At 75.0% G+C, this 23,152-nt stretch carries 18 protein-coding genes; 7 read left to right on the forward strand and 11 right to left on the reverse strand.

Going from position 1 to position 23,152, the window contains the following annotated elements:
* Positions 1 to 49 precede the first annotated feature (49 nt).
* The 6 genes from ABD994_RS02720 to ABD994_RS02745 all read left to right on the forward strand — a co-directional run bounded on the left by ABD994_RS02720 (position 50) and on the right by ABD994_RS02745 (position 6,934).
* Positions 50 to 793 carry an orotidine 5'-phosphate decarboxylase / HUMPS family protein gene (locus tag ABD994_RS02720; RefSeq protein ID WP_345410839.1) on the forward strand — a complete coding sequence of 248 codons (744 nt, stop codon included), beginning with the start codon at positions 50 to 52 and terminating at the stop codon, positions 791 to 793.
* A 73-nt stretch (positions 794 to 866) separates the two neighbouring features.
* Positions 867 to 1,862, forward strand: a complete 996-nt coding sequence (glpX, locus tag ABD994_RS02725; RefSeq protein WP_345410840.1) for a class II fructose-bisphosphatase — start codon at positions 867 to 869, stop codon at positions 1,860 to 1,862.
* A 55-nt stretch (positions 1,863 to 1,917) separates the two neighbouring features.
* Positions 1,918 to 3,285, forward strand: a complete 1,368-nt coding sequence (locus ABD994_RS02730) for an ATP-dependent 6-phosphofructokinase (RefSeq protein WP_345410841.1) — start codon at positions 1,918 to 1,920, stop codon at positions 3,283 to 3,285.
* Positions 3,286 to 3,370: 85 nt separating this feature from the next.
* On the forward strand, positions 3,371 to 5,443 hold the full coding sequence (gene tkt / locus ABD994_RS02735; protein ID WP_345410947.1) for a transketolase: 2,073 nt from the start codon (positions 3,371 to 3,373) through the stop codon (positions 5,441 to 5,443).
* Positions 5,444 to 5,546: 103 nt separating this feature from the next.
* Complete coding sequence (hxlA, locus tag ABD994_RS02740) at positions 5,547 to 6,215, forward strand: 3-hexulose-6-phosphate synthase (RefSeq protein WP_345410842.1); 669 nt, start codon at positions 5,547 to 5,549, stop codon at positions 6,213 to 6,215.
* Entirely contained in the window at positions 6,212 to 6,934 is a 723-nt protein-coding gene (locus ABD994_RS02745) for a response regulator (protein ID WP_345410843.1), read from the forward strand. The genes hxlA and ABD994_RS02745 overlap by 4 nt, the downstream gene beginning before the upstream one ends.
* A gap of 22 nt (positions 6,935 to 6,956) precedes the next feature.
* Here ABD994_RS02745 and ABD994_RS02750 read toward each other — a convergent pair whose 3' ends face one another.
* The 5 genes from ABD994_RS02750 to ABD994_RS02770 all read right to left on the reverse strand — a co-directional run bounded on the left by ABD994_RS02750 (position 6,957) and on the right by ABD994_RS02770 (position 11,422).
* Positions 6,957 to 8,156 (reverse strand): GAF domain-containing sensor histidine kinase, encoded by a 1,200-nt coding sequence (locus tag ABD994_RS02750; protein WP_345410844.1) that lies wholly within the window; start codon positions 8,154 to 8,156, stop codon positions 6,957 to 6,959.
* Between the two features lie 31 nt (positions 8,157 to 8,187).
* Positions 8,188 to 8,865 carry a response regulator gene (locus tag ABD994_RS02755; protein WP_345410845.1) on the reverse strand — a complete coding sequence of 226 codons (678 nt, stop codon included), beginning with the start codon at positions 8,863 to 8,865 and terminating at the stop codon, positions 8,188 to 8,190.
* 50 nt (positions 8,866 to 8,915) lie between these two features.
* Positions 8,916 to 10,418, reverse strand: a complete 1,503-nt coding sequence (locus tag ABD994_RS02760) for a CoA-acylating methylmalonate-semialdehyde dehydrogenase (RefSeq protein WP_345410846.1) — start codon at positions 10,416 to 10,418, stop codon at positions 8,916 to 8,918.
* Positions 10,419 to 10,476: 58 nt separating this feature from the next.
* Positions 10,477 to 10,905, reverse strand: coding sequence for a tautomerase family protein (locus tag ABD994_RS02765; protein WP_345410847.1), 429 nt, complete (start codon positions 10,903 to 10,905; stop codon positions 10,477 to 10,479).
* A 112-nt stretch (positions 10,906 to 11,017) separates the two neighbouring features.
* Positions 11,018 to 11,422, reverse strand: coding sequence for a PNPOx family protein (locus tag ABD994_RS02770; protein ID WP_345410849.1), 405 nt, complete (start codon positions 11,420 to 11,422; stop codon positions 11,018 to 11,020).
* 149 nt (positions 11,423 to 11,571) lie between these two features.
* Between ABD994_RS02770 and ABD994_RS02775 the strand changes: the two genes are divergently transcribed.
* The gene (locus tag ABD994_RS02775; RefSeq protein WP_345410850.1) at positions 11,572 to 12,453 is read left to right on the forward strand and encodes a sigma-70 family RNA polymerase sigma factor; all 882 of its coding nucleotides are present in this window, start codon (positions 11,572 to 11,574) and stop codon (positions 12,451 to 12,453) included.
* A gap of 4 nt (positions 12,454 to 12,457) precedes the next feature.
* On the opposite strand, the gene ABD994_RS02780 is transcribed toward ABD994_RS02775, so the two are convergent.
* The 6 genes from ABD994_RS02780 to ABD994_RS02805 all read right to left on the reverse strand — a co-directional run.
* Entirely contained in the window at positions 12,458 to 13,795 is a 1,338-nt protein-coding gene (locus tag ABD994_RS02780; RefSeq protein ID WP_345410851.1) for a dipeptidase, read from the reverse strand.
* Positions 13,796 to 13,814: 19 nt separating this feature from the next.
* Positions 13,815 to 14,774 (reverse strand): heparin lyase I family protein, encoded by a 960-nt coding sequence (locus ABD994_RS02785; RefSeq protein WP_345410852.1) that lies wholly within the window; start codon positions 14,772 to 14,774, stop codon positions 13,815 to 13,817.
* Positions 14,775 to 14,929: 155 nt separating this feature from the next.
* Complete coding sequence (locus tag ABD994_RS02790) at positions 14,930 to 15,529, reverse strand: dihydrofolate reductase family protein (protein WP_345410853.1); 600 nt, start codon at positions 15,527 to 15,529, stop codon at positions 14,930 to 14,932.
* Between the two features lie 9 nt (positions 15,530 to 15,538).
* Positions 15,539 to 16,489, reverse strand: a complete 951-nt coding sequence (locus ABD994_RS02795; RefSeq protein WP_345410854.1) for an NAD-dependent epimerase/dehydratase family protein — start codon at positions 16,487 to 16,489, stop codon at positions 15,539 to 15,541.
* Positions 16,490 to 16,500: 11 nt separating this feature from the next.
* Positions 16,501 to 17,340, reverse strand: coding sequence for a DUF6597 domain-containing transcriptional factor (locus tag ABD994_RS02800; protein ID WP_345410855.1), 840 nt, complete (start codon positions 17,338 to 17,340; stop codon positions 16,501 to 16,503).
* A 39-nt stretch (positions 17,341 to 17,379) separates the two neighbouring features.
* Positions 17,380 to 23,152 (reverse strand): hypothetical protein (locus tag ABD994_RS02805; protein WP_345410857.1); only part of this gene is annotated, 5,773 nt, incomplete at its 5' end.

Raw genomic sequence — 23,152 nt, forward strand, 5'->3', positions numbered from 1 at the left:
CCGTCCCCCGTCACCGCGACCGTCACCGATCCCGCAGGGAGGCAGGATCATGAAACTGCAGCTCGCCCTGGACGTGGCCACGCTCGACGAGGCGCTCGTCGTCTCCCGCGCGGCGGCCGAGTACGTCGACATCCTCGAGCTGGGTTCCACGCTGATCAAGAACGAGGGCACCGCGGCGATCAGCGCGATCAAGGCCACCCATCCGGGGACGACGGTCCTCGCCGACATGAAGACCGCCGAGGCCGGCGGTCTCGAGGCCGGCCTCGCCTTCGCCGCGGGTGCCGACCTGGTGACGGTCCTGGACGGCGCCGACGACGACACCATCGCGGCGGCGGTCGCCGTCGCCCGCAGCCACGGCAAGGGCGTGGTCGCCGACATGATCACCGCTCGTGAGCTCGTCGCCCGTGCTCGCGAGGTCGTCCGGCTCGGCGCCGAGTTCTGCGAGATCCACGCGGGCCCCGACGGGGAGGCTCCTCGCGGGTGGTCGATCCGCGCCGTGATCGAGGCGGGCCGCCAGTCCGAGGTGCCGTTCTCCGTCGCCGGCGGCGTGGACCTCGAGAGCATCGGCGACGTCGCGCGCTCGGGCGCCGTGGTCGCGGTGGTCGGCACCGCCGTCACGGCTGCGCCGGACCCGCGCGCCGCCGCCCGCGGGCTCCGCGTCGCCGTCGACACGACGATCGTGGGCGGCGAGGTGCCGTGGGTCCGGCAGGGCCGACCGCACGGCATCCCCAGCGGGCCGGGACCGGCACCGGCCCGTCCCGACCGGCTCGCCGACCGCGCACCGAGCAGCTAGCCGGCCGTCCCGGGCCCGGCTCCGCCGCGCGCGCCCGGTCCGACGCTCTTCGTGACGAGAGGTGGAGTCCGACATGCCGGTCCAGAACGACACGCTGCTGCCGCCACGCGTGTACCTCGACGTCCTGGGGTCCACGGCGATCGTGGCGACCCACAGCGCCGCGCTCGCCTGCTCGCCGTGGGTGGGCCGGCACGACGCCGACGCCGCCGACGGCGCCGCGACCGACGCCATGCGCCGCGCCCTCGCGCACGTCCCCGGCTGCGGGACGGTCGTCATCGGGGAGGGCGAGAAGGACGACGCCCCGATGCTGTTCAACGGGGAGGTCGTCGGGGACGGCGAGGCCGGGCCCGACTTCGACGTCGCCGTGGACCCGCTGGAGGGCACGTCGTTCTGCGCGATGGGTCTCCCCGGCGCCATGTCGACCATCGCGCTCGGCGCTCCGGGGGTGTTCTGGTCCCCCGGCCCCGGCTTCTACATGGACAAGATCGTGGTCCCACCGGCGGCCCGCGGCGCCGTCGATCTCGACGACCCACCCGAGCGCACCCTGCAGAAGGTCGGCGAGGCCCTGGGCAAGCCGGTGCGCGAGCTACGCGTGGTGATCATGGACAAGCCCCGGCACCAGGGGCCGGACGGGCTGATCGCGCAGGTGCTGGCGGCGGGCGCGAGGGTGCACACGCCGCCCGGCGGCGACGTCGCCGGGGCGCTCGAGGTGCTCCTGCCGACCTCCGACACCGACCTCCTGCTCGGGGTCGGCGGCACCCCGGAGGGCGTGATGACGGCGGCCGCGGTCCGGGCCCTCGGCGGCGGGATGCTCGGGCGGCTGGCCCCGAAGACCGCCGAGGAGGCCCAGGCGATCCGCGACGCGGGCATGAGCCTCGAGCGCGTCCACGACCGCGACGACCTCGTCTCCGGGGAGGCCGTCTTCGCGGCGTCCGGCGTCAGCGGCGGCGCGCTGCTGGCCGCGCCGCGACGCGTCGACGGCACCACGCACACCGAGTCGCTGCTGGTCGCGGAGGGATCCGTGCAGTTCATCCGGCACATCACCGCCGACCGGGTCCCGACGGGGTGACCCCGGCGAGCCCCAGCCGAACGGACCGCAGACCACCCAGCTCCGGGGATGAATCGTGACGGTACATCTGCACGACCTCCACGTGCGCACCCTCGGCGAGGGGCGCCACCCCTCGCCGTTCTCCGAGCGGCTCGCCGACAAGCAGACGTCCCCCCACTTCGTCCACGAGGACGACCGGGTGATGCTCGACGACACGATCTCCGTGGTCGGCGCGACTCCCGCCGCCGACCTCCCGTCGTTCGAGACCGCCGGCCCCCGCCGTCGGATCTACTTCGACCCGGCCGTGACGACGGCCGGCATCGTCTCCTGCGGGGGCCTCTGTCCCGGCGTCAACAACGTCATCCGGGGGGTGGTGCAGGAGCTCACGGTGCACTACCGGGTGCGGCGGATCCTCGGCTTCCGCAACGGTCTGCGGGGACTGACGCGCAAGTACCGGCACGACACCATCGACCTGACGCAGAGCGGCGCCGAGATCACCCGCTCCGGGGGCACCATCCTCGGCAGCTCCCGCGGCGACCAGGACGCCGACGAGATGGTCGACACCCTCGTCGCGCGCGACGTCGACATCCTCTTCGTCATCGGCGGCGACGGGAGCATCCGCGCCGCCATGCGGATCGTGGACGCCATCACCCGCCGGGGACTCGACATCGCGGTGATCGCGATCCCGAAGACGATCGACAACGACCTCCCCTACACCGATCAGTCGTTCGGCTTCCAGAGCGCCTTCGAGCGGGCGACCGACTTCATCGACGCCGTCGCCATCGAGGCCGCGGCCCACGAGCACGGCGTGGGGATCGTGAAGCTGATGGGCCGGCACTCCGGGTTCATCGCCTGCTACGCGGCCCTGGCCGACCCGGGGGCCGACATGGTCCTCATCCCCGAGGTCCCCTTCGACCTCGAGGGGGAGGACGGGCTGCTGGCCCGGGTCGAGCACCACGTCATGACCCGCGGCCACGTCGTGATCGTGGTCGCCGAGGGCGCCGGCCAGGACCTGCTCGAGGCGGCGGGCCGGCTCGACGCGGACGGCGCGACCGACGCCTCGGGCAACCTGCGCCTCGGGGACATCGGGCAGTTCCTCACCGACAGCATCCGGGCCCACCTCACGCGGGTCGGCCTGCAGCCGACGCTGCGCTACATCGACCCGAGCTACTCCATCCGGAGCGTCACCGCCAACGCCTACGACAGCGTCTACTGCCTCCGGCTCGCCCACGCCGCGGTCCACGCCGCGATGGCCGGCCGGACCGAGACGGTCGTCGTCCGCTGGCGGCGCCGGTTCGTGCACGTGCCCATGCCCCTGATCACGAGCCACCGCAACCGCGTCGATCCCGACGGTGACCTGTGGATGTCCGTGCTCGAAGCGACGAACCAGCCCGAGACGCTCGCGGGCCGCGGGCCGGCCCGTCCGGCGCCGACCGCACCGTGACCTTTCGCCCCCAGGAGGGCCCGTGAACACCGTCGAAGCCAGCCCCGTCCGTCCCGATGCGGACGTCCCCGACGACGTCTCCTCGCTGCTCGCGGTCTCGGTCCCGGAGGGCTGGTCGGACCTCGACCGGCGGGCGGTCGACACCGTGCGGGTCCTCGCGGCGGACGCGGTGCAGCGCTGCGGCAGCGGCCACCCGGGGACCGCGATGTCGCTGGCCCCTCTCGCGTACACCCTGTTCCAGCGGGTCATGCGCCACGACCCCGCGGACCCGGGCTGGGCCGGCCGCGACCGCTTCGTCCTCTCGTGCGGCCACTCGAGCCTCACCCTCTACCTGCAGCTGTTCCTGGCCGGCTACGGGCTCGAGGTCGAGGACCTGCAGCAGCTGCGGACCTGGGGATCCCGGACGCCGGGACACCCCGAGTACGGCCACACGGCGGGCGTCGAGATCACGACGGGCCCGCTCGGGCAGGGCCTCGGGGCGGCCGTCGGCATGGCCATGGCGGCCCGGCGCGAGCGGGGCCTGGTCGATCCCGACGCGGCCCCCGGCGAGAGCCCGTTCGACCACCGGATCTACGTCATCGCCTCCGACGGGGACATCGAGGAGGGGGTCACCGCCGAGGCGTCCTCGCTCGCCGGCCGCCAGCAGCTCGGCAACCTCGTGGTGATCTACGACGACAACCGCATCTCCATCGAGGACGACACGTCGATCGCCCTGTCCGAGGACGTGGCGAAGCGGTACGAGGCCTACGGGTGGCACGTCCAGAGCGTGTGCGGGGGCGAGAACGTGGCCGGCATCTGCGACGCCCTCGAGCGGGCCGCGGCGGAGACGGACCGGCCGTCGTTCATCGTCCTGCGCACCGTGATCGGCTTCCCCGCCCCGGAGAAGATGAACACCGGCGCCGCGCACGGCGCGGCGCTCGGCGACGACGAGGTGGCCCAGGTCAAGACCATCCTCGGCTTCGACCCGGAGCGCAGCTTCGCCGTCGACGACGACGTGCTCGCGCACACCCGCGGGATCCGCGAGCGGGCCCGCGACGTGCGGCGCACGTGGCAGGACTCGTTCGACGCGTGGGCCGCGACCAACCCGGACCGCCACGAGCTGTGGCGACGGATGTCCCGGCGCGAGCTCCCCGACGGCTGGGCCGAGAACCTCCCGGACTGGAGCGCCGACGACGACGCCCTCGCGACCCGCAAGGCGCTGGCGGCCGTCCTCGCCTCGGTCGGCGACGTGCTCCCCGAGCTCTGGGGTGGGTCGGCCGACCTCGCCGAGAGCAACAACACGACGATCGAGGGCGCCGACTCCTTCGGTCCGAGCTCCATCGCGACGGAGAAGTGGGGCCAGGCCTCGCCGTACGGGCGCACCCTGCACTTCGGCGTCCGCGAGCACGCCATGGGCGCCGTCCTCAACGGGATCGCGCTGCACGGCGGCACGCGCGCCTACGGCGGCACCTTCATGGTCTTCAGCGACTACATGCGCCCCGCGGTGCGGCTGGCCGCGCTGATGGAGCTGCCGACGATCTACGTCTGGACCCACGACTCCATCGGCCTCGGCGAGGACGGACCGACCCACCAGCCCGTCGAGCACCTCGCCGCCCTGCGCGCGATCCCCGGCCTGGCGCTGGTCCGCCCGGCCGACGCCCGCGAGACCGCGGCGGCCTTCCGACGCGTCCTCGAACGGCCGGACGGGCCGGCCGGGCTCGCCCTGACCCGGCAGAACGTCCCGATCCTCGAGGGCGTCACCGGCGAGGGCGTCCGGCGCGGCGGCTACACGATCGCCGAGGCCGACGGCGGCGGGGCGCCGGAGCTCCTGCTCATCGCCACGGGATCCGAGGTCGCGCTCGCCCTCTCGGCGCGCGACGTGCTCCAGGGCGAGGGCGTGCCCACCCGGGTCGTCTCCATGCCGTGCGTCGAGTGGTTCGACGCGGAGGACGAGTCCTACCGGGACGGGATCCTGCCGCCCGCGACGACCGCGCGCGTGGCCGTGGAGGCCGCGATCGGGATGCCGTGGCGACGCTTCGTCGGTGACCGGGGCGAGATCGTCTCCCTCGAGCACTTCGGGGCCAGCGCGGACCACCAGACCCTCTACGAGCAGTTCGGGCTGACCGTGGACGCCGTCGTCGACGCCGCCCGCCGCTCGCTGTCGCGCGCGTCGACGTGAGCGTCCCCCGCGCGGCCGAGCACCCGTCGCCGTCGACGCACGGCGACCCCCCTTCCGAGTCCGCCCGGACGAGGAGCACGTCGAACACAGATCAGGAGATGCCGTGAAGCTGCAGGTAGCACTGGACGTTCCCACGCTCGACGAGGCGCTCGCCCTCGCACGGAAGGTGGCCGACTACGTCGACATCCTCGAGCTGGGCACCCCGCTGATCAAGGCCGAGGGCGTCAGCGCCATCGGCGCGATCAAGTCCGCGCACCCGAACAGGCTCGTGTTCGCGGACCTGAAGACCGCCGACGCGGGCGAGCTCGAGGCCGACCTCGCGTTCGCCGTCGGCGCGGACCTGGTCACGGTCATGGGTACGGCCGACGACGACACGATCAAGGGGGCTGTCGAGGCCGGGAAGAAGGCAGGCCGCAAGGTCGTCGCCGACATGATCACGGTCGTGGACGACCGGGTGCGCCGCATCCAGGAGGTCTCCCAGCTCGGCGTGGACTTCGTCGAGATCCACGCCGGGCTCGACGAGCAGGCCCGCCCCGACTACTCGATCGAGTCGCTGCTGGTCGACGGGCGCGAGGCCGGCGTGCCGTTCTCCATCGCCGGCGGTGTCAGCGTCAGCACGATCGCCTCGGTGAAGGAGGCCGGCGCGGAGATCGCGGTGGTCGGCGGGTCGATCTACTCGGCTGACGACCCCGCGGCGGCCGCGAAGGCCCTGCGCGAGGCGGCGGACCTCCCGCCGGTCGGCGAGGAGCTGCCCACCGTCGGCGCGCGATGACGGACTCCCGGCGCCCCGCCGAGCCCACCGGCCGGCGGGGCGCCGGGTCCCGGCCCGGCGACGACGCGGTCCGCCCGGTGACGGTCGTGATCATCGACGGTCACGAGATGGTGCGGGCCGGTCTGCGGATGATGGTGGCCGACCGCCCCGAGGTCCGGGTGGTCGGCGAGGCCGAGGACGCACGCACCGGGGTGGCGGTCGCCATGGACCTCGCCCCGGACGTGGTGCTCGTCGAGACGCGGCTGCGGGACGCCGACGGGCTGGACGTCTGCCGTGACCTCGTCGCCCGGGGCCCCGCGCAAGTCGTCGTCTTCGCCGCGCACGACGACGAGGCGTCCGTTACCCGCGTGCTCGACGCCGGGGCGCGTGGCTACCTGCTCAAACAGGTCTCCGCCGGGGAGCTCGTCGACGCGCTGCTCCGGGTCCGTGCCGGCGACCTGGTCGTCGATCCGCGCGCGGCGGGCCGTGGACAGGAGGAGACGACGACCGGCGTCGGCCCGGCGGACCACCGGTCCGGCGGACACCTGGGGCTGACCCCGCGGGAGAGCGACGTCCTCGCGCTGATCGTGACCGGGATGACCAACAGCGCGATCTCCGCGCGCCTGGTGGTCGGCGAGCAGACCGTGAAGACCCACGTGCGGGCGATCTACCGCAAGCTCGGGGTCAACGACCGGGAATCCGCGCTCGCCAGGGCGTTGCGCGAGGGTCTGTTCCACTGACCCTGTTCTCCCGGCGCGGCCGTCAGCCCGCCGGGAGCGGGGCGGTGACCGTGACCGTGGTGCCCTCGCCGGGCCGGGTCGCGACCCGCAGCGTGCCCCCGATGAGCTCGGCGCGCTCGCGTACCGAGGCCAGGCCGAACCCGCCGTCGTCCCCGACCGGCTCCGAGGCCTCGTCGGGGCTGAACCCGACACCGTCGTCGGTCACCTCGAGCCGGACGCCCGCGGGGTCCGAGCCGAGCCGGATGCTGATCCGGTCGGCGGCCGCGTGCTTGACGACGTTCTGCAGTGTCTCCTGGGCGATGCGGTAGAGGGCGATCTCGATGTGGTCGGGCACCTCGACGTCGTCGAGGGCGACGAACGTCGCGATGCCTCCGGGCGTGTCGTGTGCGAGGGCGGCGAGCGCACCGGCGAGGCCGAGGTCGTCGAGCACCGGGGGCCGGAGCGCGCCGATCACGGCGCGGGCCTCGCCGTAGGTGGTGTCGACGAGCGCGACGGCGGCGTCGATGTCGTCGCGCGTCGGGCCCGGGTCGCCGCGGTCGAGATGGGTGATCGCGGCGTCGAGGTGGTAAGAGAGGGAGACGAGGCCCTGGGAGATGCCGTCGTGGATCTCGCGGGCCAGCCGGCGGCGCTCGGCCTCCTGCGCGGCGACGATCTGCTCGGCGAAGCGCTCGCGGGCGCGCTCGCGCGCGGCGAGCTGCCGGTGCATGCGGGCCTGGTGCACCCCGCCCGCCAGCAGGCGCCCGATCGCGAGCAGGAGCCGCACGTCGCGATCGCCGAAGTCGTGCCGCTCGCGGGTGTGCACGTTCAGCACCCCGGTCAGCCCCCACGGGGAACTGATCATCGGGACCGACACCATCGAGGTGAAGTCCTGACCGCGCAGGGCCGGGATGGGCAGGTAGCGCGGGTCGGCCTCCTTGTCCTCGAGGATCACCACCGGCTCCTGGTGGCTCGCCACCCAGCCGCTGACCCCGCGCCCCAGGGGCAGGTGCACCGACCCGACGTGGGCGTCGAACGGGGGCGTCGCGCCGAGCAGCGTGAGCGACTGCTCGGAGTCGTCGAGGACGTGGACGAAGCAGACGTCCGTGGCGGTCGCGTCGGTGATCACGCGCGCGACCGCCTCGGCGCGCGACTCCGGGTCGGGGCCGCTCGCGGAGGCCTCGATGATGGCGAGCAGGACGGCGTTCTCGCGCTCCGGGTCCGCGAACCCCAGGCTCCCGATCACGCGACGCGGTCGCGATCGCGACGAGATCCGGTCACTGGAAGACCCCTTCCCGCAACGCCTTCGCCACCGCGGCCGTGCGGTCGGGGACGTCGAGCTTGCGCAGCACCGCGCGCACGTGCGTCTTCACGGTCTCGTCGCCGACGACGAGACGGGCCGCGATCGCGCGGTTGGTGCACCCCGCCACGATCAGCGCCAGGACCTCGCTCTCGCGGTGGCTGAGCCCCAGGTGGGCGCCCGGCCAGAACTCGTCGCGCTCCAGGCGCGCGGCCGACGTGACGACCCGGCCGGCCATCGTGGCGTCGATGACCGTCGTGCCACCGGCCGCGAGCTCGAGCTGCGAGACGAGCTCCTCGCCGCGGATGCGCTTGAGGAGATAGCCCGCGGCGCCGGCGCGCAGCGCCTGGAACAGGTACTGCTCGTCGTCGTAGACCGACAGCAGCACCACCCGGTGCCCGGCGGACTGCTCCCCGAGGCGCCGGCACAGGTCGAGCCCGCTCTGGCCCTCGAGGCGCACGTCGGCGAGCACGACGTCCGGCTCCAGCGACCCGATGACCTCGAGCGCCTCGTCGACGCCGTGGGCCGACCCGACGATGCGGACCCGGTCGGTGAAGGGCGCGAGCATCGCCGTCAGCCCGGCCACGACGATCTCGTGGTCGTCGACCACGACCACCCGCAGCGGTTCCGCTGCCGGTGCCGTGGCGGGGGTCATCACGCCAGCCTAGGAGCCCGACCTGGTCTCCGGCAGCACTCCGCGCAGGATCAGGCGTTGCGGGGGAACCCGAGGTCGATCCCGCCCGCCCCGCCGCGGTGGGCGGGGTCGATCCAGCGGGTGGTGACGACCTTGCCGCGGGTGAAGAAGTGCACGCCCTCGGTGCCGTGGGCGTGGGTGTCGCCGAACAGCGAGCTCTTCCACCCGCCGAAGCTGTAGTAGGCCATCGGCACCGGCACCGGCACGTTGATCCCGATCATCCCGACCTCCACCTCGTGCTGGAACCGCCGGGCGGCCCCGCCGTCGTTGGTGAAGATCGCGGTGCCGTTGCCGTAGGGGTTGGCGTTGACCAGCGCCACGGCCTGCTCGTAGCTGTCCACCCGCAGCACCGAGAGCACCGGCCCGAAGATCTCGTCGGTGTAGATCGACATGTCGGTGGTGACGTGGTCGAACAGCGTCGGCCCGACGAAGAAGCCGGACCCCTCCGCGTCGGGCGTGACCTTCCGGCCGTCCACCACCAGCGTCGCCCCCGCGGCCTCACCGGCGTCGACGTAGGACGACACCCGCTCCTGCGCCGCGCGGGTCACCAGCGGGCCCATGTCCGCACCGCGGCGGCCGTCGCCCGTCACCAGCCCGCGCGCCCGCTCGGCGATCCTCTCGACCAGCGCGTCCCCGGCCGACCCGACCGCCACCACCGCCGAGATCGCCATGCACCGCTCCCCCGCCGACCCGAACCCGGCGTTGACGGCCTGGTCGGCGGCCAGGTCCAGGTCGGCGTCGGGCAGCACCACGGCGTGGTTCTTCGCCCCGCCCAGGGCCTGCACCCGCTTGCCGTGCGCCGTGCCGGTCTCGTAGACGTGGCGGGCGATCGGCGTCGACCCGACGAAGCTGACGCTCCGGACGTCGGGGTGGGTCAGCAGCCCGTCCACGGCGGTCCGGTCGCCGTGCAGGACGTTGAAGACCCCGTCGGGCAGCCCCGCCTCGGCCCACAGCTCCGCGAGCCACTGCGCGGCCGACGGCACCTTCTCCGACGGCTTGAGCACCACGGTGTTGCCGGCGGCGATCGCGATCGGGAAGAACCACATCGGCACCATGGCCGGGAAGTTGAACGGGCTGATGATCCCGACGACGCCCAGCGGCTGGCGCACCGAGTGCACGTCGACGCCCGTCGAGGCGTTCTCGGTGGCGCTGCCCTTGAGCAGGTGCGGCATCCCGCACGCGAACTCCACGACCTCCTGCCCCCGCGCGACCTCCCCGGCGGCGTCGGAGAGCACCTTGCCGTGCTCGGCGGTGATGATCGCCGCGAGCTCGTCGGCCCGGGCGTTGAGCAGCTCGCGGAACCGGAAGAGGATCTGCGTCCGTGCCGTCAGGGAGGTGTCCCGCCACCCCGGGAACGCGTCCCGGGCGGCCCCGATGACGGCCTCCACGTCGGCCTCGGTGGCGAACGCGACGTGGCGGGTCACCTCACCGGTCGCCGGGTCGGTCACCTCGCCGACGCGCTCGCCGGTCGACGTGAGGGCGGTGCCGCCGGCCCAGTGGTGCAGGGTGTCCATGGGGAGTTCCTACCCGCTGGGGGCCGGGGGCGCGCCCGTCGCACCGACGGCGGCGACGTCAGTGCTGGTCGGCCGGGTAGCGGCGCAGGAACTCCGCGTTCCAGGCGGCCTCGGCGGCGGGCTCCGTCGGCGGGGTGACCATGCCGGCCTCCATCGCCCAGCTCGGGTCGAAGTCGAACAGGGCGACGAGCACGTCCCGCTCCGGGAGGCCGGTCACGTCGCAGAAGAGCGTGCTCATCCGCTGCATCATGCGGGTGCGCACCTCCGGGGAGCGGCCCGCGCGCACGCTGGCGTTGATGATGTTGGGCGAGCCGGGCCGGCTGGACGACCACGCCACGCCCTGCGGGTAGGCGTTGAAGATGACGTGGATCAACGGCTCCGGCGCACCGGTCTCCTCTCCGTGGATCGCGGTGATGCCCTTGGCCAGCCGCTCGCGCTGCTCCTCGTCGAGGCGGCCCATCTGGGTGGTGACGGTGTAGACGGGCATGTCGGCTCCTCCCGGCGTGGCGGTCGCCCCGACGGCGACCGCTCGTCGGGAACGCTGGCAGGGCCGACTCCCACCTCGCTCCCAGCGGCTCCCCCGGCTGGTGGGAGCGGGGTCAGCGCGGCGTCAGCCGGAACGCGCGGGCCCCGGCGGCCCAGGCCAGGCGGAGGTCCTCGGCCACCGGCTCCCCCCGCTCGTCGAACCCGATCCCGTTGAAGCCCGCGAACCCGTGGTTGTCGCGGGCCATCACCGCGTAGGCCGCCACGACGTCGTCCTCGCCGGTGAGGACCTCGACGTCCGCGACCCGCCGCCGCCCGCGGAGCCGGATCGAGACGGGCTCACCGGTGCGCAGGTTGCGGCCCCAGGCGAACTGCGTCCCGATCAGCAGGACCTCCCCGAGGGGCGTGTAGGCCACCGGGACCTCGAAGCGCCGGCCCGATCGGCGGCCGACCACCTCGAGCACGGCCAGCCGGCGGCCCACGAGCCCGGCGAGCACGGGCGTGCGCAGGACCGCCCGCACGGTTGACGAGGCCCTGCATCCTCAGGGTCCGGGCGCGGGGTGTGGTGTCCATGGTCGCGTCCTCCGTGTTCGAGATGGCGTGCGCGTGAGACCTCGGCGTGCTGCGGTTCGTCACCACCTCGACGGACCGCACGGCCGGGAGGTGACAGGTGGGGACCGAGCAGGACGCCCTCTTCGAGGCGCACCGCCGGCGCCTGGGCGCGGTGGCCTACCGGATGCTGGGGTCGCTGTCCGAGGCCGACGACGCCGTGCAGGAGGCCTGGCTGCGGTTCGCCCGCCACGACACCGACGGCGTCGAGAACCTCGGCGGCTGGCTCACCACCGTCGTCTCGCGCATCTGCCTGGACATGCTGCGGGCCCGCGCCGCCCGGCGGGAGGAGCCGTGGGCGGTCCACCTGCCCGACCCCGTCGTGACGGCCGCCGACGACGACCCCGAGGAGCGGGCCGTGCTCGCCGACTCGGTCTCGTTCGCCTTGCTGGTGGTGCTCGACGCGCTCTCGCCCGCCGAGCGCCTCGCGTTCGTGCTGCACGACCTGTTCGGCGTCCCGTTCGCCGAGATCGGGCCGATGCTCGGCCGCTCCCCCGCGGCGGCCAAGCAGCTGGCCAGCCGGGCGCGGCACCGCGTCCGCGGGAGCACCCCGTCGGCCGACGGCGCCACCGACACCGGCACCGACGCCGCGCGCCGCCGGGAGGTCGCGGAGGCCTTCCTGGCCGCCGCGCGCGACGGCGACCTGACCCGCCTGCTGGCCGTGCTCGACGCGGACGTCGTGCTGCGCGCGGACGCCGGCGACGGGCCGCTGGGGCCGTCGCGCCGGGTGACGGGCGCACCGGCCGTCGCCCGGCAGGCCCGGCGGTTCAACGCGCTCGCGCCCCACGCCCGGCCGGTCGTCGTCAACGGGGCGCCCGGCTACCTGACCGTCGCGGGTGGCCAGGTCCTCACGCTGGTGACGATGACCGTGCGCGGCGACCGGATCGTCGCCATCGACGTCATCGCCGACCCGCAGCGGCTGCGCCGGCTCGACCTGCCGTGACGCCTCAGCGCTGCGCGAGGGACCGCAGCAGCAGCGCCTCGGCGAGGACGCAGCGACCGAACATCCCGAGGTCGAGGCTCTCGTCGACGCCGTGCCAGCGGCTCGCCGGGTCGCCGACGCCGGTGACCATCACCGTCGCGCCCGGGAAGGTGCGGGCGAACTCGGCGATGAACGGGATGGTGCCGCCCATGCCCATCTCGACGGCGTCGTTCCCGAACGCCGTGGCGAGGGCGTCGCGGGCGAGGTCGTAGACCTCGCCGGTGGCCTCGAGGGCGAACGGCTCGCCGGTCGCGCGGGGCGTCACGTCGAGGTGGGCGCCCCACGGGACGTGGCGCCGCAGGTGCTCGGTGACGGCGCCGACGGCGCGGCCGGTCTCGTCGCCGGGGGCGAGCCGCACGCTGACCATCGCGCGGGCGCGGGGCAGCAGGACGTTGGCCGAACCGTCGACCGCGGGCGCGTCGATGCCGAGCACGGCGATCGCGGGCTTGTGCGACAGGCGCTCCGAGATGGTGCCGGTGCCGAGCAGCTCGACGCCGTCGAGGAGGCCGGCGTCGCCGCGGAAGGTCGCTTCCTCGGTGTCGGGGGCGTCGGACGACCCGACGGTGAGCCCGGCGACGGCGACCTCGCCCTTGTCGTCGTGCAGCGTCGCGAGCAGGCGGCAGAGCGCGGTGAGCGCGTCGCCGGCCGGCCCGCCGAACATGCCGGAGTGCACGGCGCGCTCGGAGGTGGAGACGTCGACGACGATGTTGGCCAGGCCGCGCAGGCTCGTGGTGAGCGCCGGGACGTCGACGGCCGGGTTGGCGGCGTCGGCGATGACGATGACGTCGGCGGCGAGGGCGTCGCGGTGCTCGGCGAGCAGCGCGGACAGCGTCGGCGACCCGGACTCCTCCTCGCCCTCGACGAACAGCACGACGCCCACCGGCGGGCGCCCGCCGTACGCGCGCAGCGCGGCGAGGTGGGTCATGACGCCGGCCTTGTCGTCGGCCGCCCCGCGCCCGTAGAGCCGGCCGTCGCGCTCGGTGGGCTCGAACGGCGCCGAGGTCCACAGCTCGTCGCCGCCGGTGGGCTGGACGTCGTGGTGGGCGTAGAGCATGACGGTCGGCGCGCTGTCGGGGGCCGGCCAGTGCGCGACGACCGCGGGCGCACCGCCCGCCGCGGCCAGGACGTCGACGGTCGCGGCACCGGCCGCCCGGGCGAGGGTGGCCACGGCGTCGGCGCTGCGCCGGGTGTCCTCGGCGTGCGCCGGGTCGGCCCAGATGCTCGGGATGCGCACGAGCGCCTCGAGGTCGGTCCGCGCGTCGGGCAGGACGGCCTCGACGGCGGCGCGCAGGTCGGTGTCCACGACCCGAGGGTAGGGGCCCTCAGGCCACCGACGCCCGCGTCGGTCCGACGACCCAGCCCCGGAAGTCGACCGCGGCCGGCCGGGTGATCATGGGGTCGCGGGAGAGGCCGGTCTTGAGGTAGCTCGTCTGGCCCGGGTAGAGCGTCCCGCCGGGCGGGTGGAAGGAGTGCAGCTCCTGGTCCCCGTCCTGCCAGACGCTGACGTCGCCGCGGTCCGGGTCGGCCGAGAACCGGATGCGGACCACCACGTCCGACCACTCCTCCACGGGTGCCGGGCCGAGCACGCGGTCGAACGTGCGCGGCCCCGACGGGTGGCCGTAGCCCCCGTGCAGCACCAGGTGCCCGTCGCGGACGCGGAGGTCCAACGGCGCGGTACCCGGGCTGTCGTTCTTCCACTGCGTGATGACCTGCCGGCTCGACCCACCGGCCGGGAAGCGGTCGTCGAGCCGGACCGAGAACGCGAACCAGTACTCGTCGCCCTCGCGCATCTCCGGCGCGGCGGGCTCGAGCTCGCTGCGCTGATGGGGGCCGGTGACGGCGAACCGCGTGACGTCGCCGTCGGTGCGTGGCGGGGTGGTCCCGACGGTGTTCCACGGGGTGGCGCGGAAGGCGTCCGGCCCGTCCGCCCGCCACACGGGCCGGTCCGGCGCCGCCTCGGGGACCGGCGTGGCCGCGACCGGGGACGGCGTCTGCGGCGCCTCCACCTCCGGCGCGGCCGCGCCGGGCGGTGCTGCCTCGGGGGCCGCCTCGGGTGCCACGTCGGGCGCGGGAACCCGGTCGTCGGCCTCCGGCCGTGCGGGACGACCGTCGCCCGCGGACAGCGCGACCCCGGTGGTCACCGCTCCCCCGGCGACGGCGCCCGCGAGCACGATCGCCGTCAGGTGCCGCGCACCGGGCGAGGGCCTGCGGTGCCGCGGCGCTCCCGTCGCGGGGGCCGCGTCGAACGCGGCCGCCGCGGTCGGCGCGCGGTGGCGTGTCATGGACGTCCCGTCGTCCGGTGGCGGTTTCCTGGGCCCCGACTCCCTCCTCGATGGTTGGTGAGATCGCTCGCGACGGAAACCGTTGCCCGTCACCGGATGCGGGGTCGGGGCAGCAGATTCGTCCGATCAGCGGTCGGTACAGACGCCCTGTGGGGTCAGCGGCGCACGGTGAAGTGCAGGTGCAGGACGCGGTCGCCCCGCACGACGCGGTCGGGGTCGTCGAGCTCGACGGTGCCGGTGTGGTCGCCGAAGAAGCGGACGCCCTCCCCCAGGACCACCGGCGCGACGTCCATCTCGACCTCGTCGACGAGTCCGGCCGAGAACGCCTGCCCGCCGACGTCGCCCGCCGTGACGCAGACGAACCCGTCCTCCCCCGCGAGCTCCTTCGCCCGCGCGATGCCCTCGGCCACCGAGCCGGCGGTGTGGAACGGCGCGTCGGGATGGGCGGCGAGCCAGTCCTCGGGCAGGGGCCGGTGGGTGACGACCACCAGCTGGTCGCCGGCCGCGGGCTTGCCGTCCCAGCCGTCGGTCGTGTCGAACAGGTGCCGCCCGATCACCGTGACGTCGATGGCGTCCCAGAAGGGCCGCAGGTGGGCGTGCGACGCCGCCGAGACCCGGAAGGTCCACCCGCTGGGCTCCGCGACGAGCGCGGTGTCGCCGTTGAAGTACCAGTCGAACAGTGGCCCGACGCTGTCGTCGGGCCGGGCGATGAACCCGTCCACCGACACCACGGCCTGCATCACGACCCGTGCCATCCCCGCTCCTCACGCCTCGTGGGTGCGCAGCCAGCCGACGTAGTCGGCGACTGCGCGGTCGACGTCGTACTCCGGCACGAAGCCGGTGTCGTGCTGCAGCCGGGCGATGTCGAGGTGTCCCTCGGGCGGGCGGCCGCTGCTGTGCCCGGCCGGCAGGACCAGATTCGCGCCGGGGACGGCCGCGTTGATCGCCGCGACGACCTCGGCGTAGGGCACCAGCCGCCCGCTCGAGACGTTGTAGGTGGCGTGCCCGAGACGGTCGGCGACCATCAGCAGGGCGATGGCCCGACCGCAGTCCTTGACGTAGCAGAGGTCGGTCGCGTCCCCGGCGTGGGCGGGCGGCCGGGGCGGGGTCAGGTCGGGCGCCTCGCCGCGCACGGCCGCGCTGAGCAGGCGCGGGAGCGCGAAGAACGGCGAGTCCGGTAGCCCGAGCGGCCCCCAGATCGTGCCGATCCGCAGGTGGACCACGTCGAACCCGGCGTGCGCGCCCACGAGCGAGCTCCACAGCTCGGCGGTCTTCTTGGCCACCGGGATCTGGTGGGCCGCCACCGTCGGCAGCGGGGACTCCTCGCGCCACGGCGGGTCGTCGACGCCGAGGTAGACCGCGATCGAGCTGGCGACGGCGAACCGCCGGACGCCCCGGGCCGAGGCCGCCGCGAGGGCGTTCAGCAGCCCCGTGGCCTCCGCCTGCAGGTAGGCCACGGGATCGGGCGCGTCGTGCGGGGCCGCGGCGAGGTGGACGACGCCGGTGATCCGGTAGCGCTCGGCGAGGGCGAGGAAGGCCTGGCGGTCGGTGGTGTCGAGCGGCTCCACGGCGAGGCGGTCCGTCGGCTCCCCGGCGAGGAACTCCGGCAGCCGGGTGGAGCGGTGCGCGGTGAGCACCACCGGCTCGCCGAGGTCGAGCAGCGCCCGCGCGGTGTGCGCCCCGATGGAGCCGAGGCCGCCGGTCACGAGGATCATGGTCGGCGACGCTAGGCCGGGCGGGGCCGCCGCTCTTGTACGGAACGGCCACGCAGCAGCGGGCGGTAGGCCGCGGCGTGGTCGTGGTCGTCGGCGCCGCCGCACGCCGCCCGGTACTGCGCGAGGAACTCCGCCGGCGTCACCGCCGCGAGCCGGCGGCACTCCCGGGTCAGGTGGGCCTGGTCGTGGAAGCCCGCCTCGACGGCCCACGCGGCCAGGTCGCCGGGCGCGCCGTCGTCGACCGCCGCCTGGACGCGGGCGGTGAACACGCGGAACCGGAGGAGGCGCTGGAGCTCCTTGGGGCCGACCCCGGCGGCGGCCCGGCACCGCCGGCGGAGCTGGCGCTGCGACAGCGGCACCAGGCCCGGCAGCACGGCCGTGCCGCCGCGCCCGGGCACGAGGTGGCGCACGGCCTCGTCGACGAGGTGATCGGGCTCGCCGACGGCGCGGGCGACGAAGCCCTGCAGCAGCTCCAGCGCGGCCCGCGCCGACGGCGCGCCCCCGAGCTCGTCGGTCCAGCGGGCGAGGTCGCGCCAGAGCTCGACACCGGGCACGTCCTCGTCGGCGAGCTCGTCGGCCGGCAGCCCCACGAGGCCCCCGAGCACACCCGGACGCAGCCGCACCCCGACGACCGTGCCGCCGGCCGGGATGTCGCAGTGGGTCGCGACGGTCAGCGGGCCGAGCAGGCGGGGTGCCTCCCCGAGGACGCAGCGCACCTCGGCCCCGCCGTGCGGCACGTGGCGCTGGGCGAGCGGGGCGTCCCCGACCTCCTGGATCCACACCGACGACGCGATCCCGGCGAGGCACGGCGCCGGCGGCAGGTCCCGGAAGGACGACGATCCCGCGGTCACGGGGGCATCATCGCCCACTGGCCGCCCGTGAACAGGTCGTCAGAACAGGTCGTCCAGCACGTCTCCCAGCGCGTCGACGGCGTCCCCGGCGAAGTCCACGAGGTCGTCGACCACGTCGCCGACCGCCCCGGCCGCGTCCCCGAGGACGCCGGCGACGTCCTCGACGACGGAGGCGGCCGCCCGCCCGGCGTCCGCGGCCGCCTCGGCGATGTCCTCGGCGGTGCCGCCCACGGCGTCCTCGATGTCGCCGGCCAGGTCGTCGACGACGTCGGCGAGGTCCTCCATCCCGGAGCCGAGCGCCTCGGCGCCGTCACCGATGGCCCCGCCGATGTCCACGACGCCCCCGGCGAACCACTCGGCCGTGTCGCCGAAGAACTCGCCCACGTCCTCGGCGGCCCCGATCGGGTCGGTGATCACGTCCCCGATGCCCTCGACGAACGAGCTCGGGCTGAAGGACAGGTCCAGCTCGATGCCGAGCTCGATGCCGAGCCCGATGCTGGCGTCGAAGCTGAAGCCGATCCGGTCACCGGAGATCTCGGCGTCGGCCTCGAGCTCGGCCCCCAGCCCGACGCCGACCTCGGCCCCGTACTCGCCGCGGACGAAGCCCAGGTCCCCACCGCCGGAGGCGCCGACCCGGGCGGCGACCATCGCCTCCGCGGACACCGAGGCCTGGACGCCGTCCAGGCCGATGTGTGCGGTGGCGGCCGCCGCCGCGTAGATCATGGCCTCGGCGTCGGCCTCGCCCCCGATCTCGCCGAGCGGGGTGCCCAGGGTGCCGCCGAGCCGGCCCTCCGCACCGAGGAAGACCTCCACGGACCCCTGCGCGTCGATGCCGGTGTCGCCGATCTCGACCGACCCCTGTCCGGCGATCGAACCGCCGATCCGGCCCTCCGCGGTGAACTCGCCACTGAACAGCCCGGTCTCGAAGCGCTCGGTGATCGAGCCCTCGAGGGCGAAGGCGGCCCGGAAGGCGCCCTGCGCCGCGAGGCTCTGGTCGCCGAGGCGGGGCGGCAGCGTCGGGATGCCGGGAGGCGCCGCCTGGGTGTCCGGCGGGCGGAGGACGACGGTGTCGAGGGTCAGCGCGCCCTGGGGGTCGAACTTCTTGACGAACAGCAGGTTCTGCTCGCCGATGACGGTCGCGGCCGGGGTGCCCGCGGTCGTGCCGGCGGGATCGGTGATCTCGACCCGTGACCCGTCCTGGTAGGTCAGCTCGGTGCGGGTGTAGCCGCTCGCGGTCTCGAGGCGCCAGAACCGCTCCAGGGGCACGGGCGCGTCGCCGCCCGCGACCTGCCCGCGCCCGAAGTTCCGGGTGCCGGGGTCGGTCCACTGCGTGATCACCCGGTCGCCGTTGGTGTACTGGTGGACCTCCGACCACGAGCCGTTCGGCTGCGTGATGCGGGTGCGGAGCGAGCCGTCGGTGTCGCCCCAGCTCTCGATCGTCGCGCTCGGGTCGGTGGACGTCGCGGACCGATCCTCGGACTTCGTCCAGAACGTGCCGTCGGGCTCGGTGACGCGCTCGAAGTGCGACCCGTCCGCGTCGTCGCGGGCCTGGAAGCGCCAGCCGTCCTGGTGCATGTCGGTCCAGGTGGACGGCCATCCGCCGGGGCCCTTCTCCAGCACCGTGATGCGGCCGTCGGCCGTCAGGTTCTGCTCGCGGGTGCCGCCGTCGGGGAGCTGGGTGCTCTTCGTCCAGGTGTGGTCGGTCCGCGTGGTGAGCTTCTCGACCGTGCCGGCGCCGTCGTCGGTGCGCTGCTCGATGGTGCCGTCCGGCCACTTGGTGACCGTCGTCGTCCGCGACCCGTCGATCTCGGTCTGGGTGGCGTAGCCGTCGGGACGTGCCTCGCCGACGAAGTCCCGCCCGTCCCGCTGCCCCTCGATGTGGATCGTCCCGTCGGGGCGGTCGGTCTGCTCGGAGCGGTCGCCCCCGGGGGTCGTGATGATCTCGGTCCGGGTGCCGTCAGGGGCTACCGAGACCGAGTGCGACGCGCCGCCCTCGCCCCGGATCGACTGCGTCTCGGTGCCGTCCGGCAGATGGATCCGCAGGATGGTCTGCTCGGTGACCGGGTTGTACACGCTCGACTCGACGCGGCCGTCCTCGGACGTCGAGGTGGTCGCCTCCGTGCCGTCGACGTCGGTCACCCGCACGACCAGTGACCCGGGCCAGCGCGTGACCTCCGTCGAGCTGCCGTCGGCGAGCGTCACGGTCTTGCTGATCGAGCCCGCCGTGACGTCCGTGCGCAGCGTCTGCCCGTGGGCGTCGGTGACCTCCGAGACCCAGTTCCCGACGGTGCTGGTCGTGATCCGTTCGACCGACCCGTCGGCGTGGGTGCGGACCTCGTAGCGGTCGCCGTCGGGCGTCGTCGAGACCTCGACCGTCGGCGGGGTGGCCTCGGAGTCGGCGGCCGGCGGCACCGGGCCGCCCGCCGGCACCCCCTCGTGGTCGATCACCAGGCCGGTGCGCCCGTCGACCGTCACCGACTCGGTGCGGCCGTCGGGGAAGGTGTAGACGCGGGTGGTCGACCCGTCGGGGTGCGCGACCGTGCGCACGTCGAGACGGGTGGTGACCGAGACCCCGTCGCTGCGGGTGGCGACGGCCGCGGCCCCGCCGTCGGCGGTGGTGACGACGCTGGTGCTCAGCGTCTGGCCGGTCAGGCCGATCTGGACCGTCGAGAAGAGCTCGCCGCCGGGGTTCGGGACCCGGCCGTACAGGTCGGTCCGGAAACGGGTCGCGCTGCCGTCGAGCTCGGTGCGGTCCTCGGCGAAGCCCGTGTCGGCGTCCCAGCGGCGCACGGTGCTCGACCCGTCCGGGCCGACCTCGGTGCTGGCGCCGGCCGTCCCCTCGGCGTGCTGCGTGACGCGCGTGCCGTCGTCCTCGACCCACGACTCGTACACGTCGTCCCCGGTGGCGAAGCGCTGGACCTCCTGCACGGTCCCGTCGGCGTGGACGACCTCGACGGTCACGCGACCGGTCCCGGGGTCGGTGCCGATCACCCGCTCGGTCGCGAGGCCGGTCGACCCGCCGTGGCCGGGGTGGCCTTCGTGGTGGACGACGACGCCGTTCGCGTCCAGGGTGAACGCGTCGGTGCGGCCGTCGGGCGCCGTGAAGACGCGCGTGACCGTCCCGTCGACGTTCTCGATCTCGTCGACGTCGAGGCGGGCGGTGGTGGTGCCGTCGGGCCCGGTGACGGTGGCGAGCGCACCGCCGTCGGCGAGCATCCGGACGCCGGTGACGGTCTCGGTGCCGTCGGTCCCGGTCTCGGTGGTGCGGAACTGCACGCCCGCGGCGCCGTACGTCCACTGCGTCTCCGAGGACGCACCGTCCGGGTGCTCGGTGAGTGCGGTGTAGGCCAGGTCGTCCCACCAGCGCCGGGTGAGCGTGCCGTCCGGGGCCTCGCTGGTGGTCGTCCCCCACCCGCCGCCGCCCTGCTCGGCGACGCGGGTGCCGTCGGGGAGGGTGGCGACGGCGTCCTCGCCGGGTGCGGGACGGTCGAGCTCGACGACCGTGCCGTCGGCGTACGTGCGGGTGATGTGCTCGGCGCCGGTGGCCGGGTCGGTCGTGACGTCCTCGCGCACCGTCCCGCCGTGGTACGAGCCGTTGACCGCGGCACCGGGGTCGCCGGTCGGGGTGGCCGGTCCGCCCGCGTCCGCCCGGGTCTCGAGGGCGACCGGCGCGCCGTCGGGCCCGGTGGTGACGAGCTCGGTGCGGCCGTCCGGGAAGCGCAGGACGTGGGTGACGCTGCCGTCGGGATTCGCGACGGCCTCGATCGCGACCCGCACCGTCTGTGTCGTCCCGCCGTCGCGGATCGTGGCGGTCGCGCCGTCGCCGTCGGCGTCGAGGACGACGGAGGTCTCCACGTCCCCGACGGTGGTCCGCAGGACCTCCGCCGACGGCGAGAAGCTCGTCGCGGTCGTCACCGTGGTGACGCCGTCGGGGCCCGTCGTCGTGAGCTCGGCCTGCCACCCGTCCCGGACGAGGACGGTGGTCGTGCCGTCGAGGGCGGTGGTCGTCGTCGTGGCGCCCGGCCCGCCGGGCACCGACCTCTCCACCACCGTCGACCCGTCGGGTTCGGTCCAGCTGTCGGTCCGGATGGAGTCGATGTCGGTCGACCGGGTCACCTGCCGCACGGTGCCGTCGGCGAGGTGCTGCTCCACCGTGTGGGGCGTCGTCCCGCCGGCGTCGATCTCGAGGACCACACCGCGGTGTGCGGTGGTGGCACCGGCCGGCGCCGGCGTCGGCGGCGGGTGGGACTCGTGGTGGAGGACCTCGCCGGCGGCGTTGACCGTGAAGGCCTCGGTGCGGCCGTCGGCGAACGTGAAGGTGCGGGTGACGCTGCCGTCGAGGTTGGCGTGGTCGTCGACCCCCACCCGCGCGGTCGCCGTCGACGTCCCTGAGGTCGTGATCGCCACGGCCTCGCCGTCGGCGGTACCGAGCACCCGGGTCTGGGCGACCGCCCCGCCGAGCCCGACGGTCGTGGTCGTGAACTGCTGTTCGCCCGGGCGGATCGTGATCCCGTAGGAGGGGTGCGCGAGCCGCGCGGTGGTCGTCGTGACCGTCCCGTCGGCCGCCCGGACCTCCTCGGTGAGGACGTCGCCCGCGCGGACCGCGGTGGTGGTCGCGCCGTCCGGACCGGTCGCGGTCCAGCCGCCGTCGGCGCCGTAGGTCTCGGTGACGACGACACCGTCGGCCCGGGAGTAGGTGTCGGTGGTGGTGCCGTCGACGACGGTGCGCGTGACGTCGCGCTGGGAGCCGTCGGCGTACGTCACCCGCAGGCGGCCCTCGCCACCGGGCAGGACCTGCTGCACGACGACGCCGCCGTGGTAGGTGCCTGCCGGGCCGGTCGCCGGGACCTCGGCGCGCGGGACCGGGATCACCGGACCGGCATCGGGGTCCGGGTCGGTGTCGGTGTCGGCGCTCCCGACGTCCGTGTTCCCGGCGCCGGTGGCCGGGGGTGTGTCGACCGGGTGCGTGTCGGCCGGGGGCGTGTCGGCCGGGGACGTGTCGATCGGGCCGGGACCGGCGTCGGGGTCGGGGCCCGTCCCGCCCGGTGGGGTCCCGGGCGTCGCCACCGGCGCGGTGGGCGCGCCCGGGGACGCGCCGGGGTCGAGCCCGACGACGTGCAGCAGGTGGCGTGCGGCGTCCTGGAGTCCCGGGAACCGGTCGAGCTCGCCGTGGTCGGCGCGGGCGACCCGGACGATCAGGTGGGCGATGACGTCGACGACGTCGGGCCGGTGGCCGTGCCGCGCGGGGTCGCCGTGGAGCGCGGCGGCGAGCGAGTCCCGCAGGTGCGTCTCCCACGGGGCGGCGTGGTGCGGCACGTCCCGTGCGGCGACCCCGCCGTGTACCGCGTCGGCGTCGGCGTCCTCGGCGCTCACGCGCGGCCCCGGCACGGCGGTCGCCGGGCCGGCCTGGGCCCGCCACGCGTCGGGCGGGGGTCCGTCGCCGTCCCGCACGTCCGGCGGGGTCACGGCGCTCGGCGCCGGGTGCGCGGCGGCCTGGTCGGGGTCTTCCGCGGTGGGTGGGTGCGTCGGGTCGGTGTCGCTCGTCGCGCCCGTGGAGGCCGGCGCGTCGTCGGCGCCGGTCGCGGCCGGAGCCTCCGGCCGGCTGGTGTCCGGATCGGAGCCGTCGGCGTCGTCGGCCGTGTCCTCCCCGGCCGTGCCGTCCCCGGCCGTGTCCTCCCCGGCCGTGTCCTCCTCGGCCGACGCGTCGTCGGTGGACGTGCTCTCGGGCTCGTCGCCGGCGTCCTCCGAGTCACCGGAGTCACCGGAGTCACCGGAGTCACCGGAGTCACCGGAGTCACCGGAGTCACCGGAG

Origin of the sequence: Actinomycetospora chlora, from assembly GCF_039542135.1 — a bacterium.
Taxonomy (GTDB): Bacteria; Actinomycetota; Actinomycetes; order Mycobacteriales; family Pseudonocardiaceae; genus Actinomycetospora; species Actinomycetospora chlora.